Genomic DNA, 15,227 nt, shown 5'->3' with positions numbered 1-15,227 from the left:
ATTGCGATTACGTGGCCCGTGCGGCGCAAATGACGAATTCCTCCTCGCCGCCACCGCCCAAAACCTCCGGAAACTGGCCAAGATCTTTCCTGCACCGCAGCAAACCCGCAAAGTCTGACCAGAAAGGCGCTCGCGGTCAGTTCAGCGCACTAATTTCTGCGACCGCAACACGTTGTTTTTCCACAGAATCAGCCCTAAGCAGTCATTGTTCTGGCGAGTCAATTTGCTTTCGCAGCAAAAGAGCTTTCTGGCGCGCCACGCTAACGGCAACCGGCCATAATACAAGGTGCTACTCCGAACTGTACCATATTGGCGAGGTGTAAGCGCGATCCTGTACTTCTGCTGGAACGCTATCCGGTAGAGGAATGTCGTAAAACGCAGCATCAATTGTGGTCCAACGCGGTTTTGGAATCTCAATAACGCGCACGTAGTAGAAGGCATTCTTAGAGGGATCAAAGTCTGGGTCCTGCCAATATCCGTCCAGTGCTGCGGCCCCAATTGAGTTATTGTAAGTTGCCTTCTCAACGTTGACCGTCGAGCCGACGGATTCGCGGGCGCGACCGTCTGTGCCGATCTCGCGACCTCCTGACACCGCGACATCATAGATCCGTTCAAAAGTCTCGCCGCTCCCGTCGATCCAGCCCTTGATGATCTGCACGCGGTCCAGATTAGCACCGTCAGGGTCGCGCAGAGCGCGGATCAGGAATCCAGGTGCAGCCCCTTCCGGCGCATTGGCCAGATCGCCGCCCATCGGCACGCCATTACGATAACCGTGTGCCGCAAAGTCGGATACGCCAAGGTCCTCTGCATCAAAGTTCCATCCGCCAAAGACGCGCACACGGATTCTGCTGCCTGTAGTGGCATAAGCCTCCTTGCGGGAGATCGCTCCATGTACTTCCTCGCGGGTGTTTTCGCGCGCCCAGACGGCAGTCAGCCCTGCTGCGGATTCCTGTGCGGTGACAATCCGTAGCGCCGGGTCGTCCGACGGGATCACATCAAGGTTGTGCCGTATTGGCGACGGCTCTGTGTGCTGGTACTTGCCAAAGTAATTGTCTTCACGCGTAGTCGGGAGCGCTGTGTGGGAATCTGTTGTGCCTGTGAAACCTGATTTGAACGGGTTCACACCGATCTCACGTTTGATCTCAAGCCCTACTTTGAGCGCCGAGCGCGCGTATTCATAACGCAGCATCTCAGGTTCTTTGGCGGCTGTCCCTGCGAGATTTGCGACGTCCCATGTTTCGAAGTTGGCAAATTCATCATCTGGCGACAACATTGGATGTGTTTCTTCATCGCCCTTAATTTGTGTTATCTCGTGCATTGGTTCCCAACGGGCGCGTTTGGCCGCATAGTCCGCATCCATGGGTGATCCGTCGAACTTGGTTGGCGCAAACATGATACCATTCGACACGTTCCCATTGTGTGGTACCGAAATCGCACTGCCACCGGTTTCCTCTTCGTAGGCAGCCAAGTAATCCCACAACGGTTCAGGATCTTCGCTGTCGAAGTACGTGAAAGGGCGAGTGCGGCTTGTCTTATCCGCCCCGTCACCGAAGAGAACGACGCGGTGCAGGTTGTTCCCAAGCGGGGTCGATGTCCATTCGTAACCCGCGATCGCTGTGAAAACGCCGGGATTGTTGTAATGGTCTACGGTTTCAATGATCTGTTGCCACAAGTCGCCATCGAGATCCAAGCCCGCCGTAGGGTCGCGGCCCTGTACTGTCGATATTTCGATTATGTCGGCGAAGGCCGCCATCCGTCCTTCTTATCCCGAATTGAACCGCTCGTATGTCAGGCGACCCCATTCATCAGCCAGCAGGCGAGGGTCCGCCGCGCGAATGGCGGTGGACAGCCCGAGCATCTCCGCATGTTCTGTGATGGCCAGAAAATCGAGGGGTCGGACAAGTTGCACCGATTGTCCGGTGTTAGAGATGATCCGCTCGCCGCGCGCTACGCGAAAGGCGTCGTGAATGTCGAGCGAGGTACCAACCAACCCGGCGTCAAAGGAAATTTCTGTATGAAAGTGCAAATCGCCAAAAAGCACCTGATCCGGGTACGACCGATCAACAAATGGCGAATAGTCGGTTCCGGCTTCGACAGTGGCTTCTGACACGACGCCTTCAAACGCCAAAGCGCTCGTTGAAGCCAATAGTACCAATCCCGCCAATCCCGCTGCAAATTTGTTACTAAATTTGGTGCGTTTCATGACTATCTCCCCATCCTTCAAACTCCCTGTTAGGCGGTGCTAACACAGTTTTGGGTTCCAGCCTAATCGCAGAGGGGGCACCTTGCGGCATATCAATTAGCCGTAATCCGTTTAATATGCTGCGCTGCTTCGAACGGCAGGTTTGTCCGCTCAGCCGCCGTCGATTCCCTCCGGGCAGACCGCAAGCTTGACCAAAAGCGTCGGATGGCCGCTCTGAGCCCAAAACAACCGATGCTGCATTGTGGATGAAAGTTCGTGACTGAGCAAAGCAGACACGCGAAAACACAATAAGAAACCCGGAGCTACGCACGTTTGGGACCATTCTCAATCGTAGCAAAATCTATTCTGAGATGAACCTACTTTGCATTTCGACTTCCTGTTGGCGCATCAGCGTCCAGGCGGTTTCCATGTGATCGGACATGATAGCGCGGGCCTGATCGGCATTGCCGTTTCGAAGCGCCGCGACAAGTCTTTGCTGGTGATCGCGGCCCTGTTTCCAAAGCTCAATGTTGGGCGGCGAATAGAGGCGCCGATAGACGGTGAGATCGGTCAGCAGGTTGACCATGAAATCGATGATGAACCCCAAGAGCGGGTTTTTCGCCTGTTCCGCAAGAATGGCGTGAAACCGCAGTGAGGCCACATGCTGTTCGCGCTCTTCGTCGAGCGTCGAAGCTGGTTCGGAGTATTCGGCGATGTTCTCTTCGAGCAGTTGAAGCACGTCCTCGGATAGTTTTCCTGCTAACGCCGCAGCCAATTCGGGCTCCAGCGTAAGCCGCATCTGGTAGATGTCACCGATGGTCAAATTCTTGAAGTAAAAGTAGTTTCCCAGAAGCGCCTTAGCGCGTTGGCGGCTGACTTCGTGCACGAAGCTGCCTCCGCCGGGTCCGGTGCGGGTCTTGATCAGCCCTTGCGCCTCGAGCACTCGCATTGCCTCGCGGATCGTGCCCTTGGCCATGCCAAACTGCTCGATCAGTTCGGCCTCGCCGGGCAGGCGGTCTCCAGCCTGTAAGCCGCGCTCGACCACCCAGACCTTGATCGCCTCGGCGACCTGAACCGGTCGGCTGAGTTTGGGCTCAGTCTTTGAGCGGGTGGTGGCAGGCGGCAAGTTGTTCCTCTCCCATGTCTTCAAGTTCCGGCACCTTGGTGCGGCACAGATCGGTGGCACGCGGGCAACGCCCGGCAAAGGCGCAGCCTGGCGGCGGGTTGAGCGGATCGGGAAGTTCAGACCCTTTCTGCTCGGGTGCGGTCAGCGGGCGTCCGACCACCGGGGCGCTGTCGGCCAGAAGGTTTGTATAGGGATGCCGGGGGTTTGCAAAGATGCTCTCGGCCCTGCCGATCTCGACCACCGCACCGAAATAAAAAACGACGATCCGGTCGCTGACCGCCTCGACCACCGCCAGGTCATGGGTGATGAAGATGTAGGTCAGTCCGAACCGGTCCTTGAGCTCGGCCAAAAGGTTCAATACCTGCGCCTGTACCGAGACGTCAAGCGCCGAGACCGGCTCATCCAGGATGATGATGCGCGGGCTGGCGGCCAATGCGCGGGCGATACCGATCCGCTGGGCCTGCCCGCCCGAGAATTCATGCGGATAGCGCTCGAGGAATTCTTCGCGCAGGTTCACCGAGGAGAAGATCTCGGAAATCCGCCGATCGCGATCGGGTTTGGACAGGTTGTGCAACCGCTTGAGCGGGGCCTCCATCACCTGCCGGATGGTTTTGCGCGGGTTCAGGCTGCTTTGCGGGTCTTGAAACACGTACTGGATCAGCTTACCGAATTCCGCCGGGTCCGCATTATCGAGCGCACGGCCCTCGATTTCGATCGTGCCCTCGGTGGGTTCCAGCAACCCGACAAGCATCCGCGCGAGCGTGGACTTGCCGCAGCCGGATTCGCCGACAACGCCCAATGTCTCACCGGTCGGCACCTCGAAACTCATGGGGCGAACAGCACGCACCCCGGGCGTGGCTGGGCCAAAGAGCGGCTTTTTCAGCGGAAAGGTCTTGGCCAAGTTGTCAACCTTGAGTGCGGGCATCAGACGGCCTCCTCGGGATAGAGGCAGCGCACCGCGCGGGGCGCCGTGCCCTTGAGCGCAACCTCCTCCGCTTGGCAGGCCCCCTGCGCTTTTTCGCAGCGTGGGGCAAAGGCACAGCCCCACGGCAGATTGTCGACCACTGGCGGCAGGCCCGGGATTGCTGCAAGTGCCCGCCGTCCGCCGCCCAGTTCCGGCACGCAGGCGATCAGGCGTTTAGTGTAGGGATGGGCGGGTGCGTCGAGCAACGCCTGGGTCGGGCCCTCCTCGACAATGCGGCCTGCATACATCACCGCCACCTGGTCACAAAGCTGAGCCACCACGCCGAAATCATGGGTAATGAAGATGATCGCCAGCCCGTGGTCGCGGCGCAGGTTATCAAGAAGCGACAAAATTTGCGCCTGTACGGTGACATCAAGCGCGGTGGTGGGCTCATCGGCGATGATCACGTCCGGCTCGTTCGCCAAGGCCATGGCAATGCCAACGCGTTGGCGCATGCCGCCCGACATTTCGTGGGGGTAGTTGTCCACGCGACTTTCAGCGTTGGGGATGCGCACATCCTTGAGCAACCGGACGGCGCGGCTGCGGGCCTCGGCATTGCCGATCTTGTGATGCGACTGGATCGCCTCGGCCAGTTGCTGGCCAATGCGATAAAGCGGATGCAACGTCGAGAGTGGGTCCTGAAAGATATAGGCCACCCGGTCACCGCGCTTCTTTCGCAGGGTCTCGTAGGGCGCGCCGATCAGATCCTCGCCCTGAAACCGGACTGCACCGCCGGTGACCACGCCAGGGGGCGAGGCGACAAGCCCCATGACCGACAGCGCCATCACCGATTTACCCGAGCCGCTTTCGCCGATCACGCCAAGGCATTCGCCGGGTTTCACCGCCAGCGACACACCACCAACGGCGCGGTAGATACGCTTGCCCACATGAAATTGTGTCTCAAGCTCCTGGATGGCCAAAAGATCGTCGGTGGCTGCAGGAACAGCCCCGGTACGGTCGACCAGCGTGGTGGCCCGGGGGCGGCTGAGAGCCCCTGAGCGCAGGCGCGGATCGAGCGCGTCTCGCACCCCGTCGCCCAGAAGGTTTATCGACATGACGATCAGGAAAATCATGATCCCCGGCACCACCGATGTATGCGGATGCGAAATAAGCGCCGAGCGCGCCTCGCCCAGCATCGAGCCTAGATCGGCCTGTGGCGGCTGGCTGCCCAGACCGAGAAAGGAGAGCCCTGCGGTTTCAAGGATCATCCAGCCCACGGTGGTGGACATGGCGATGATGATGACCGGCAGGACATTGGGCAGGAGCTCGGTGAGGATGATCCGCGTATGTCCCATGCCTGCCAACCGAGCGGCATCGATGAATTCGCGGCCCGCGAGTCCGACAGTGATGCCGCGGATGTTGCGCGCGAAAAAAGGGACGTTGACGGCGGCCACGGCGATAAGCGCATTCATCAGCCCGGGGCCGAGCGCCGCGACGATGGCCAGTGCCAGCAGGATGTAGGGGAAGGCCATCAGCATATCGACACCGCGCATGATGATGTTGTCGGTGCGCCCACCAAAATACCCGGCGACGATCCCGATGGCAGAGCCTATAGTGGCAGCGATCAGTGCCGCCGCGATGCCGACGGCCAGAGATAACCGGGTGCCATGCAGCAACCGGCTGAGCAGGTCGCGGCCTAGGTGATCGGTGCCCAGCAGGTGGCCGGCGGAAAACGGTTTCTGGAAACGGTCGGCGGTGGCTGTGGTGTCGGGGTTCTGCAGAGGCAGAAGCGGCGTGATCAGCACGAGGATCAGGATCGCGGCCAGCACCACCGCACCCAGTGCCGCCAGCCGGTTGCGGAAGAGGAGCTTGAGGAACGCGCTCATGTCTTGATCCTCGGGTCCAGAAGGCTTTGCGCCACGTCGACGGCGATGTTGAAGAGCACGTAACAGGCGGCGACGAAAACGACGCCGCCCTGCACCAGCAAGAGGTCACGCTTGAGGATCGCATCAACCAGCATCCGGCCGACACCGGGCCATTGGAACACGATCTCGATATAGACCGCGCCAGATAGGACGAACCCGGCTTGAATACCCAGGATCGGAATGATCGACACCATCGCGGCGCGCAGCGCATGACCCATGATCACGCGCCGCTCTGGTACCCCCTTGGCGCGGGCAGTGCGGATAAAATCCTGCCGCAGAACTTCGAGCATCGCAGAACGGCTCAGTCGCGCGATCACCCCGGTGGCGACGGCGGCCAATGCCAGCGCCGGCATGATCAGGTGATTGATCAGGTCCGGCAGATCACCGCCACCGTAGATCGCAAACATGCCTGATACGGGCAGCCAGCGCAGATTCACCGCAAACAGCAGGATCATCATCATGCCCAGGAAAAAGGACGGCACCGAGATGCCGATCAACACCACAAAGGTGATTGCCTTGTCTGCGAGCCCGTACTGACGCGCAGCGGAAATCACACCGGCGAGAACCCCAAGCAGGGAACATAAGGTAAATGCCGTGCCTGCAAGGATCAGCGTCGCGTTGAACCGCTCCAGCACCTCATCTATCACCGGGCGGTTCAGAGAGTAGGACCGGCCGAAATCGCCGGTCAGCATATTGGACAGCCAGATGAAGTAACGCTGCACCATGGGCTTGTCGAGCCCGAGGTCACGGTTCAGCTTTTCGACATTTTCTGGGGTGGCGTAGGAGCCAAGGATCGCCGTTGCCGGATCGCCAGGAATGAGCGACATGATCAGGAATACAATGATCGTGATCCCCAGCAGGACAGGGATGGCCGAGATCAGCCGTTTGAGGATGTAGCCGCCCATCTTGCCCTCATCGCTTTGGTTCCGGGCCGGTCGCAAGGCCGGCCCGGAACCTCATGCTTCAGTTTTTTACCACACCTTGCAGATGCAACAGGAACGACGGCTCCAGCCCGAAGTTTTCCACCCGGTCACTGGTCACCGCGTTCTGTTTCCAGTTGGCGATAAAGACCCAGGGCGCATCTTCCTGCACGATGGTCTGCATCTCGCGGTAAAGCCGTGCACGTTCGTCCTGATCGGTCGCGGTGCGGGCGGCCTCTAGTAGTTCGTCGACCTTCTCGTTGGCGTAATAGCCCGAGTTGAAGCCGCCATCTGCTGGCCAAGCCTTGGAGCGCAGTGCCAGATAGGGCAACGTGTCGGGGTCGTTGGTCATCCATGCCATCTCGGCCATGTCGGCCTTGCCTTCCAGACCGGGATTCACCTCGCCCAGGAAGGTGTTCCATTCGTAGGTTTCGATCTTCACATCAAAGCCCACGGCTTCGAGATCTGCTTGAATGGCCGTGCCCATTGGCACCGGATCAAGCATCCCCGAGCCGCCTTCGGTGACATAAAAGGTCAGCTCTGCACCCTCGGCCCCGGCCTCGGATATCAGCGCCTTGGCTTTCTCGGGGTCGTAGGGATAGGGATCAAGCGTGTCGTTATAGGCCCAGGCGAAGGCAGGCGGGGTCGGCCCCACGGCCACGGTTGCGGTGCCTTCAAGCACATCGTTCACGATCGCTTCTTTGTTGATTGCGTAGTTGGCGGCCTGGCGCACCTTCTTGTCGGCAAAGGGACCTTCCTTGGCGTTTAGAATTAAAAACCAGACATGCGGCCCGGCCTGTTCGGCAATCTCGAACTCATCTCCCTCGAACTGGCCCAAGGATGTCGGCGGGACTTCGACCATCAGGTCAATGCCCCCGGCCAGCATCTCGGCCACGCGGGTATTGGCGTCAGTGATCGGACGGAAGACAACGGCCTCGGTACCAGCGGCTTCCCCCCAGTAACCATCGTTGCGTTCAACCACCACGGCCTCGTTCGACCGCCATTCGGCAAATTTGAACGGGCCTGTCCCCACCGGGTTACGCCCGAATTCTTTGCCATTGGCCTCGACCGCCGCCGGCGAGACGATCAGACCAGTCGGATAGGCCAGGTTCGACAGGAACGGCGCGTAAGGCGCGTTCAGGGTGAATTTCACCGTCATGTCATCGACCACCTCGGTCGATTCCACCGCGCCGAAGAAAAAGGAGAGCGGGAACGGGCCGGTGTCATGAAAGGGGTGATTCTCATCGAGCATCCGGTCGAAATTGAACTTCACCGCCTCTGCATTGAACGGTGTGCCATCATGGAAGATGACGCCCTCACGCAGGGTAAAGGTATATTGGGTGCCGTCCTCGCTTATTTCCCATCCGGTGGCGAGCGACGGTTCGACCTCGAGCGTGCCCGACTTGTAACGGGTCAACCCCTCGTAAACATTCACCAGAATCCGGAAATCGTTCACCGCGGTCACGGCAGCGGGATCAAGCGATTTCGGTTCGGCGATCTGACCGACGATCAGCACGCCGGGTGGGGTTTGGGCAGTGGCAGAGGACGTGACGGCACCGATGGCAAGTACCGCACCCGCGGCGGCAGCCACCAGACTCCGGCGGGTCCAGGTCGTGAGTGTCATTGTTTTGCTCCCTGTTGAAATTCTGCTGCTCTATTTATCATGATAAATTGCAATCGTCAAATTATCATGATAAATACGGGCTAACCGAGTTAAGGTGCGACATGACGTTTTCGATTCTTGCACGTGATCCCGAGACCGGCGCAATCGGCGGTGCTGCGGCAACCGGCTCTCTTTGCGTTGGTGGCTGGGTGTTGCGCGGCGATCCGGCTGCGGGCATGTCCGCCAGCCAGGGGGCGGCCCCGTCGACCTTCTGGGGCGAGGAAGTTCTTGCCGAAATGCGTAAGAGTTGTCACGCGGCGCAGGCAGTCGAGAAGGTTACGACCGCGGATCGTGGCCGTGATTATCGCCAGCTGACCGCGCTCGATCTGAACGGACGGACCGGCGCCTATACCGGCGCCTCGAACGAGCCGGAGAAGGGCGATTTGTGTTTTGCGGATGGCATCGTGTCCGGTAATATGCTGGCCCGTGCCAGCGTATTGGATGCAATGGCTGAGCGCTTCACTTCGACCGAAGGCGCGTTCGATTGCCGCCTGCTCTCTGCTTTGCAGGCCGCTGCGCAGCAGGGGGGCGATTTCCGCGGTCTCTTGTCCGCGGCGCTTCTGGTGTTTCACCCCAACTGGCCGCCTCTGACCCTGCGGATTGATCATCACCCCGACGATCCGGTTGGCGCGCTCATCGCGTTACACAAAACGGCAACCTCCGGTGCCTATGCCAGATGGGCAGAACAGGTGCCCGTCCTGAATGACAGGGAGCGTGTTCTTGACTAACTGGGGCCAGCGCGCCGAAACGCTGCTGAATGAACTTGCCGCCTGTTCGGAACCAGGCCCCGGTGTTACGCGCTTGCCGTTTACGCCGGAACACCGGGCCGCCCTCGAAGTTCTGAAAGCGGCAATGGAAAACGCAGGGCTCAAAGTTTCGCTGGATGCCGCCGGAACACTTGTCGGTCGGCGCGAAGGGCCGCCCGGCAGCAAAACCTTCCTGATGGGCTCGCATCAGGACTCAGTGCGCGAAGGCGGGGCCTATGACGGGATTATGGGTGTGGTGCTTTCGCTCCTTGCGCTGGAAAAACTATGCCAAGAAGACGAGGAACTGCCGTTTGCCGTCGAGGTGCTAGCCTTTGCCGACGAAGAAGGCGTGCGCTTTCCAACCGCCCTGATCGGTTCGCGGGTCCTGGCAGGCAGCTTCGACCCATCCGTTCTGGACATGCGCGACGGACAGGGCATTACATTGCATGATGCAATGGTCTCGTTCGGGCTGGACCCTGTGGCAATCAGCGCACTCTGCCGCGATCCGGATGACGTTATTGGGTTTCTCGAAACCCATATCGAACAAGGCCCTTTCCTTGAACGTGAGGGCGAAGCCATTGGCGTCGTCACAGCAATCTGCGGCATCGAACGACATCAGGTCGAGATCACCGGGGAAACAGGTCATGCCGGCACCCTGCCGATGAAAGGGCGGCGTGATGCGCTGGTAGGAGCGGCTGAGGTCGTTTCAGAGGTCGACCGGCTGGGCCAACAGACCAGCGATCTGCGCGCCACGGTCGGCGCGCTTACCTTTGAGCCGAACGTCGTGAATGCAGTGCCGCGCAAAGTCAAACTGACCGCTGAGCTTCGTTCGCCAAGTGACGAAATCCGATGCAATTCCGGATTGGCGCTGCACGGCTTTGCCCGGGAACTGGCAAGTCAGCGGAACCTGACAATTAAGACCCAAAAGACCTATTCACAAATGGCACAGCCCTGTGACCGTGATTTATCTCGACGTCTTACACAGGCAGCGACAACGGTTGGGCAGCAAGGCTTGGCGTTGCCTTCTGGCGCCACCCATGATGCATCGGCAATGGCAGACCTATGCCCGATCACGATGCTGTTCGTTCGATGCCGCGAAGGCGTCAGCCACAAACCTGAAGAATACGCTTCACCCGAAGACATGGCGCTTGCAGTTTCATCCCTATCGAAATTTCTGAGGTCTGTTTGACGGCATAACTTCCGCTGGACCATTTGTGGAGACCTTGCTTCGGTTCGGCAAGAAAGTTGCAATTCGACAAACCAAATCAATTCTGTCCGCAAAGCGATCTATTTCGGACTTTTCATCAATCAAGATGGATGACCGATTTGTCCGCAAAGCAGACTTTGGGCAAGTCGCCCAATCCAGTCTCAGCAATCAAACGGCTCGGCTCGAAACTCCTACCGCGGGCTGCGTTTCGCCAATATCCGCTGCAATGTCCTGCGGTGCATGTTCAGACGTCGGGCGGTTTCGCTAACGTTGCGGTCACACAGCTCATAGACGCGCTGGATATGTTCCCAGCGTACCCGGTCCGCGCTCATCGGGTTTTCCGGGGGTGGCGGCAACTCATCGCTGCCTGCCAGCAGTGCGTTCATGATGTCGGTGGCATCTGCCGGTTTTGACAGATAATCCGTGGCGCCGATCTTCACCGCAGCCACGGCGGTAGCGATCGCGCCATAACCGGTCAGCACCACCACCCGGCAATCGGGACGCTTTTCGCGCAGCACCTCGACCACGTCCAGACCGTTGCCGTCCTCCAGCCGCAGATCGACCACGGCATAAGCGGGCGGTCGCGCGGTGGCAATGGCGCGCCCTGCGGCAACAGAGCCGGCGGTCTCGATCTCGAAGCCGCGTTTTTCCATCGCCTTGGCCAGACGTCTCAGAAACGGCTCATCATCGTCGACCAGAAGAAGCGATTTGTCCGGCCCGATTTCTAGCTGCGGAGTGTCGGCCATATTCGTTCATTCCATTGTTTTTCGGGGGTCAATGTGGCTGCACCGCAGTATTAACGGCACAACCTGAAAGGTCAAACGTGGTATCAGATGTCACGCTGCGTCCAGAAAGCAGCCGATCTGGTCGGCCATGTTCTCGGGCTTGATCTCGCGGCGGAAAAACTCGACGAACCCGTGCCCGGGCAGAACCAGATAGGTAAAGGTCGAATGGTCGACCAGATAAAACTCGTCGGCAGCGTCCTGGGCCTTGTAATAGGTCTTGTAGGCCTTGCTGGCCGCCTTGACCTGTTCCGGCGACCCGGTCAGGCCAATCAGCCGCTCATGTAGGTTCTCGGCATAGTCCCCGACCACCTCAGGCGTGTCGCGCTTGGGGTCGATCGAGATGAAGACCGGCGTCACCATCTGCCCCCGATCTTCCAACACATCCACCGCGTCGGCGTTGCGCGCCATGTCGAAAGGGCAGACATCTGGGCAGAACGTATAGCCGAAATAAAGCAGCGTCGGTTCGGTGATCACATCCACGTCGGTGACGGTTTCACCCTTGGCGTTGACCAGTTCGAACGGCCCGCCAATTGCGCCCGCCCCACCCGCGATCTGGCTGGCGCGGCATTGCGCGAACTGGTCATCCGACTGACCGCCTCGCGTCATCAGCCAGGTTACGGCAAGCAGCAGAACCACAAAGATTGCGGCAAGAACAGCATAGAGACGGGGCATGGCGTTGGACCTCGAAGAATGAGATGTTGAACATACTGGCCGTGAGACCTATCAACTTGTTCGGCCTTTGCAACGGGACATAGTTGACCAATGGCAATTTCCAATAGCAGCCTCTGGCGCGGCCAGGAACGCAGCGGCTGGATTAGGCTGCGCACGCTGATCCTGCTGCGCTGGGTCGCGATCGCCGGCCAGCTGGGGGCGATCACCGTTGCCCAGCGCCTCTATCACCTGCAGCTCGAGCTGACCTTGTGCTATCTGGCTGTCGGCATTTCAGTAGTCGGCAACCTGATCTCGATCTTCATCTTCCCCGAAAACAAACGCCTGACCGAGTTCGAGAACTTCCTGATGGTGCTGTTCGATCTGTTGCAGCTGGGCTCGCTTCTTTACCTTACCGGAGGCCTCAACAACCCGTTTGCGCTGTTGCTGCTGGGACCTGTGACGATCTCGGCAAATGTGCTGGGGCTGCGCTCAACTTTGATCATCGGGGGAACGGCCATCGTGCTGGTCACGCTGCTGTCCGAGTTCTACCTGCCGCTGCGCACCGCAAGCGGTATGATCCTGCAGGACGCCGATATCTTTGTATTCGGCAACTGGATCGCCATTATCATCGCGATCGTCTTTCTGGGTCTCTATTCCCATCGAATCAGTACCGAGGCACAATCCATGTCCGAGGCACTTTCGGCGACACATATGGCGCTGGCGCGAGAACAGAAACTCACCGATCTGGGCGGCGTCGTCGCCGCCGCTGCGCATGAGCTGGGAACGCCACTTGCCACCATCAAACTGACCAGCTCAGAGTTGATCGAAGAGTTGGATGACCGCCCCGATCTACGCGAGGATGCCGACCTGATCCGCGAGCAGGCGGACCGGTGCCGCGACATCCTGCGCAATATGGGCCGAGCCGGAAAAGACGACCTGCACCTGCGACAGGCACCACTCTCGACCGTGATCCACGAGGCCGCCGAGCCGCATCTGCATCGTGGCAAAGAGGTGCATTTCCACGAAGGGCCCGGCACTGGCGGCGACATGCAGCAACCCTCGATCCTGCGCCAGCCAGAGGTGATCCACGGGCTGCGCAACCTGATCCAAAATGGGGTGGATTTCGCCCGCAGCACTGTCTGGATCGAATCCGAATGGACCGGTGACCGGATCGCTATCCGCATCATGGATGACGGGCGCGGCTACCCGCCGCACCTGATCCGCCGAATCGGCGACCCGTTCATGCGGCGGCGACGGAGCGAGAGCGAGCAACGGACAAGGCCGGAATACGAGGGTATGGGGCTGGGCCTGTTTATCGCCAAAACGCTGCTGGAACGCAGCGGTGCCACGCTGTCCTTTGCAAATGGCTGGGACCCGAACCAGACGCTGAGCACCTCGCCGGAACGGCTGGGCGCCATCGTTCAGGTGGTCTGGCCGCGCAGCAAGATCGACGCGCGCATCGGTGAAAACCGCGTACCCGTTGGTAGAAACCAACAGATTCCCATCTAGTTAAGCGGGCGTTAACCTCTCTCGGCGCAATGTCCCGGATACGGTTACGGCAAGGGGTCGGACATGGCGGCAGGCGATTGGATCACGCTGGCAAGCATTTGTGTGCTATCAGCCATATTGGCCGCGCTTTGGATATCCCCAATGCGAGCCCTGGCGGGTCCCGCCAAGCATCTGATGCGTTTTAACCCGCGCAGCAAGACGGTGTACCTGTTTGATGGCGAGGATCTGATCGGAATTTCCGACAACGGTCCCGACCCTCAGGATACGGTGGCGGACTGGGACACGCTGCACGCGCGGCTGTCAGTCGAATTTCCCGGCTTTCCCGACAGCCCGGACACAGTCCGCAAACATGGCGAACTCAGGGTGACCCCGATTGACGGCAGCAGCCAGACCGAAGTGTTCTGCGAATGGATCGACGGCGTGACACGCGTGGAACTGCGTGCCGCGCGTCCCGACGCGGTCTGCGCAGATGACGAAACCGCGCCAATGCAACGCGCCATGGACAAGGCGCCTTACCCGGTCTGGTATCTGGACGGCTTCAACCGGGTCAAATGGTGCAATACCGCCTATTCTATGCTGGCCCGCAAGGTACGCGACGACCGACCCAGGCTTGAGGAACCATTCTTTCCAGACCCGCAGGATCTGGGCGCGCTGGGCCGCAAGAAACGCCTGAGCATCGAAACCGAGGACGGCCAGCACAAGCTCTGGTACGATTTCACCGCGTTGAAACAGCAGGGCGGTTATCTGTGTTATGCTGTGGATGCCCATGCCGTTGTCGAAGCTGAGGTCGCGCGGCGCGATTTTGTGCAAACGCTGTCGAAGACATTCGCGCAGCTTTCCACCGGATTGGCCATATTCGACCGCAACCAGCAACTAGCGCTGTTTAATCCCGCACTCACCGATCTGACGGCGCTGCCGGTCGATTTTCTCAGCGGGCGCCCCAGCATCGCCAGTTTTTTTGACCGGCTGCGCAACAACAACATGATGCCCGAACCCAAAAGCTATAGCAGCTGGCGCCAACAGATTAACGCGCTGCTCGCAGCCGCCACCGACGGGCGGTATCAGGAAACCTGGTCGCTGCCCTCAGGCTCGGTCTATTCTGTCAGCGGGCGACCACACCCCGATGGCGCGGTGGCCTTCCTGTTCGAAGACATCACCGCCGAGATCACGCTCACCCGTCGCTTTCGCGCGGATATGGAGCTGGGCCAAACCATCCTCGACCACTTGGACGAAGCCATCGCGGTCTTCTCCGCCGACGGGGTGCTAAGCTATTGTAACCGGACCTTCCGCACCCTGTGGGAGGTGGACCCGGAGGAAAGCTTCAACCAGACCACCGTTCTGGATGCGACAAGGATTTGGCAGAAACGCTGCGCTGCCACACCGGTCTGGGGCGAGATTCGCGACTTTGTCGCCGCGCGAGAGCACCGAGGCGAATGGTGGGCGCAGGTCGAGCTTCGCAAAGGGCATAAGCTTTCGGTCACGATCAGCCCCCTGCCGAACATGGCAACCATGGTGAGTTTCGCTCACGAAAGCACCCCAGCGAGAACGGAAAATAGGCTGCTCGTCCGGGCCTGAACCGGCTTGCAGCCGGATTGAGCCAGCGTCATTG

The 15,227-nt window shown here is 59.6% G+C and carries 11 protein-coding genes and 1 pseudogene; 4 read left to right on the top strand and 8 right to left on the bottom strand.

Going from position 1 to position 15,227, the window contains the following annotated elements; all coding sequences use genetic code 11:
- Positions 1 to 289: 289 nt before the first annotated feature.
- The 6 genes and pseudogenes from AB1E33_RS24405 to AB1E33_RS24380 form a co-directional block, all read right to left on the bottom strand.
- Positions 290 to 2,203, bottom strand: a pseudogene (locus tag AB1E33_RS24405) (DUF3604 domain-containing protein).
- 340 nt (positions 2,204 to 2,543) lie between these two features.
- Positions 2,544 to 3,308 (bottom strand): FadR/GntR family transcriptional regulator, encoded by a 765-nt coding sequence (locus tag AB1E33_RS24400; RefSeq protein WP_372579847.1) that lies wholly within the window; start codon positions 3,306 to 3,308, stop codon positions 2,544 to 2,546.
- The gene (locus AB1E33_RS24395; RefSeq protein WP_372579850.1) at positions 3,277 to 4,236 is read right to left on the bottom strand and encodes an ABC transporter ATP-binding protein; all 960 of its coding nucleotides are present in this window, start codon (positions 4,234 to 4,236) and stop codon (positions 3,277 to 3,279) included. Before AB1E33_RS24395 ends, AB1E33_RS24400 begins: the two co-directional genes overlap by 32 nt.
- On the bottom strand, positions 4,233 to 6,098 hold the full coding sequence (locus AB1E33_RS24390; RefSeq protein WP_372579846.1) for a dipeptide/oligopeptide/nickel ABC transporter permease/ATP-binding protein: 1,866 nt from the start codon (positions 6,096 to 6,098) through the stop codon (positions 4,233 to 4,235). Before AB1E33_RS24390 ends, AB1E33_RS24395 begins: the two co-directional genes overlap by 4 nt.
- On the bottom strand, positions 6,095 to 7,042 hold the full coding sequence (locus tag AB1E33_RS24385) for an ABC transporter permease (RefSeq protein ID WP_372579845.1): 948 nt from the start codon (positions 7,040 to 7,042) through the stop codon (positions 6,095 to 6,097). The genes AB1E33_RS24390 and AB1E33_RS24385 overlap by 4 nt, the downstream gene beginning before the upstream one ends.
- Before the next feature lie 58 nt (positions 7,043 to 7,100).
- On the bottom strand, positions 7,101 to 8,681 hold the full coding sequence (locus AB1E33_RS24380) for an ABC transporter substrate-binding protein (RefSeq protein ID WP_372579844.1): 1,581 nt from the start codon (positions 8,679 to 8,681) through the stop codon (positions 7,101 to 7,103).
- Between the two features lie 101 nt (positions 8,682 to 8,782).
- Between AB1E33_RS24380 and AB1E33_RS24375 the strand changes: the two genes are divergently transcribed.
- Positions 8,783 to 9,448, top strand: a complete 666-nt coding sequence (locus AB1E33_RS24375; protein ID WP_372579843.1) for a DUF1028 domain-containing protein — start codon at positions 8,783 to 8,785, stop codon at positions 9,446 to 9,448.
- Positions 9,435 to 10,655: a M20 family metallo-hydrolase gene (locus tag AB1E33_RS24370; protein ID WP_372579842.1), complete on the top strand. Its 1,221-nt coding sequence runs from the start codon at positions 9,435 to 9,437 to the stop codon at positions 10,653 to 10,655. Before AB1E33_RS24375 ends, AB1E33_RS24370 begins: the two co-directional genes overlap by 14 nt.
- A 209-nt stretch (positions 10,656 to 10,864) precedes the next feature.
- Here AB1E33_RS24370 and AB1E33_RS24365 read toward each other — a convergent pair whose 3' ends face one another.
- Both AB1E33_RS24365 and AB1E33_RS24360 read right to left on the bottom strand, forming a co-directional pair.
- Positions 10,865 to 11,419: an ActR/PrrA/RegA family redox response regulator transcription factor gene (locus AB1E33_RS24365; RefSeq protein WP_372579841.1), complete on the bottom strand. Its 555-nt coding sequence runs from the start codon at positions 11,417 to 11,419 to the stop codon at positions 10,865 to 10,867.
- A gap of 90 nt (positions 11,420 to 11,509) precedes the next feature.
- Positions 11,510 to 12,130, bottom strand: coding sequence for an SCO family protein (locus AB1E33_RS24360; protein WP_372579840.1), 621 nt, complete (start codon positions 12,128 to 12,130; stop codon positions 11,510 to 11,512).
- Positions 12,131 to 12,220: 90 nt separating this feature from the next.
- On the opposite strand from AB1E33_RS24360, the gene regB reads away from it, so the two are divergent.
- Together regB and AB1E33_RS24350 are read left to right on the top strand one after the other, a co-directional pair.
- Positions 12,221 to 13,618, top strand: coding sequence for a sensor histidine kinase RegB (gene regB / locus AB1E33_RS24355; protein WP_372579839.1), 1,398 nt, complete (start codon positions 12,221 to 12,223; stop codon positions 13,616 to 13,618).
- Positions 13,619 to 13,759: 141 nt separating this feature from the next.
- Complete coding sequence (locus AB1E33_RS24350) at positions 13,760 to 15,193, top strand: PAS-domain containing protein (protein ID WP_372579838.1); 1,434 nt, start codon at positions 13,760 to 13,762, stop codon at positions 15,191 to 15,193.
- The last annotated feature ends 34 nt before the right edge of the window (positions 15,194 to 15,227 follow it).

The organism is Ruegeria hyattellae (assembly GCF_041537925.1).
In the GTDB taxonomy this organism is placed as follows: Bacteria; Pseudomonadota; Alphaproteobacteria; order Rhodobacterales; family Rhodobacteraceae; genus Ruegeria_C.
Note: the sequence above shows the minus strand (reverse complement) of the source record. Positions and strands in the feature narration are given on the sequence as shown.

Bases quoted from the DNA above. Each gene is read 5' to 3' on its own strand.
- AB1E33_RS24390 (WP_372579846.1), bottom strand. From the start codon at position 6,098: ATGAGCGCGTTCCTCAAGCTCCTCTTCCGCAACCGGCTGGCGGCACTG.
- AB1E33_RS24375 (WP_372579843.1), top strand. From the start codon at position 8,783: ATGACGTTTTCGATTCTTGCACGTGATCCCGAGACCGGCGCAATCGGC.
- AB1E33_RS24360 (WP_372579840.1), bottom strand. From the start codon at position 12,130: ATGCCCCGTCTCTATGCTGTTCTTGCCGCAATCTTTGTGGTTCTGCTG.
- regB (WP_372579839.1), top strand. From the start codon at position 12,221: ATGGCAATTTCCAATAGCAGCCTCTGGCGCGGCCAGGAACGCAGCGGC.
- AB1E33_RS24380 (WP_372579844.1), bottom strand. From the start codon at position 8,681: ATGACACTCACGACCTGGACCCGCCGGAGTCTGGTGGCTGCCGCCGCG.
- AB1E33_RS24365 (WP_372579841.1), bottom strand. From the start codon at position 11,419: ATGGCCGACACTCCGCAGCTAGAAATCGGGCCGGACAAATCGCTTCTT.
- AB1E33_RS24350 (WP_372579838.1), top strand. From the start codon at position 13,760: ATGCGAGCCCTGGCGGGTCCCGCCAAGCATCTGATGCGTTTTAACCCG.
- AB1E33_RS24385 (WP_372579845.1), bottom strand. From the start codon at position 7,042: ATGGGCGGCTACATCCTCAAACGGCTGATCTCGGCCATCCCTGTCCTG.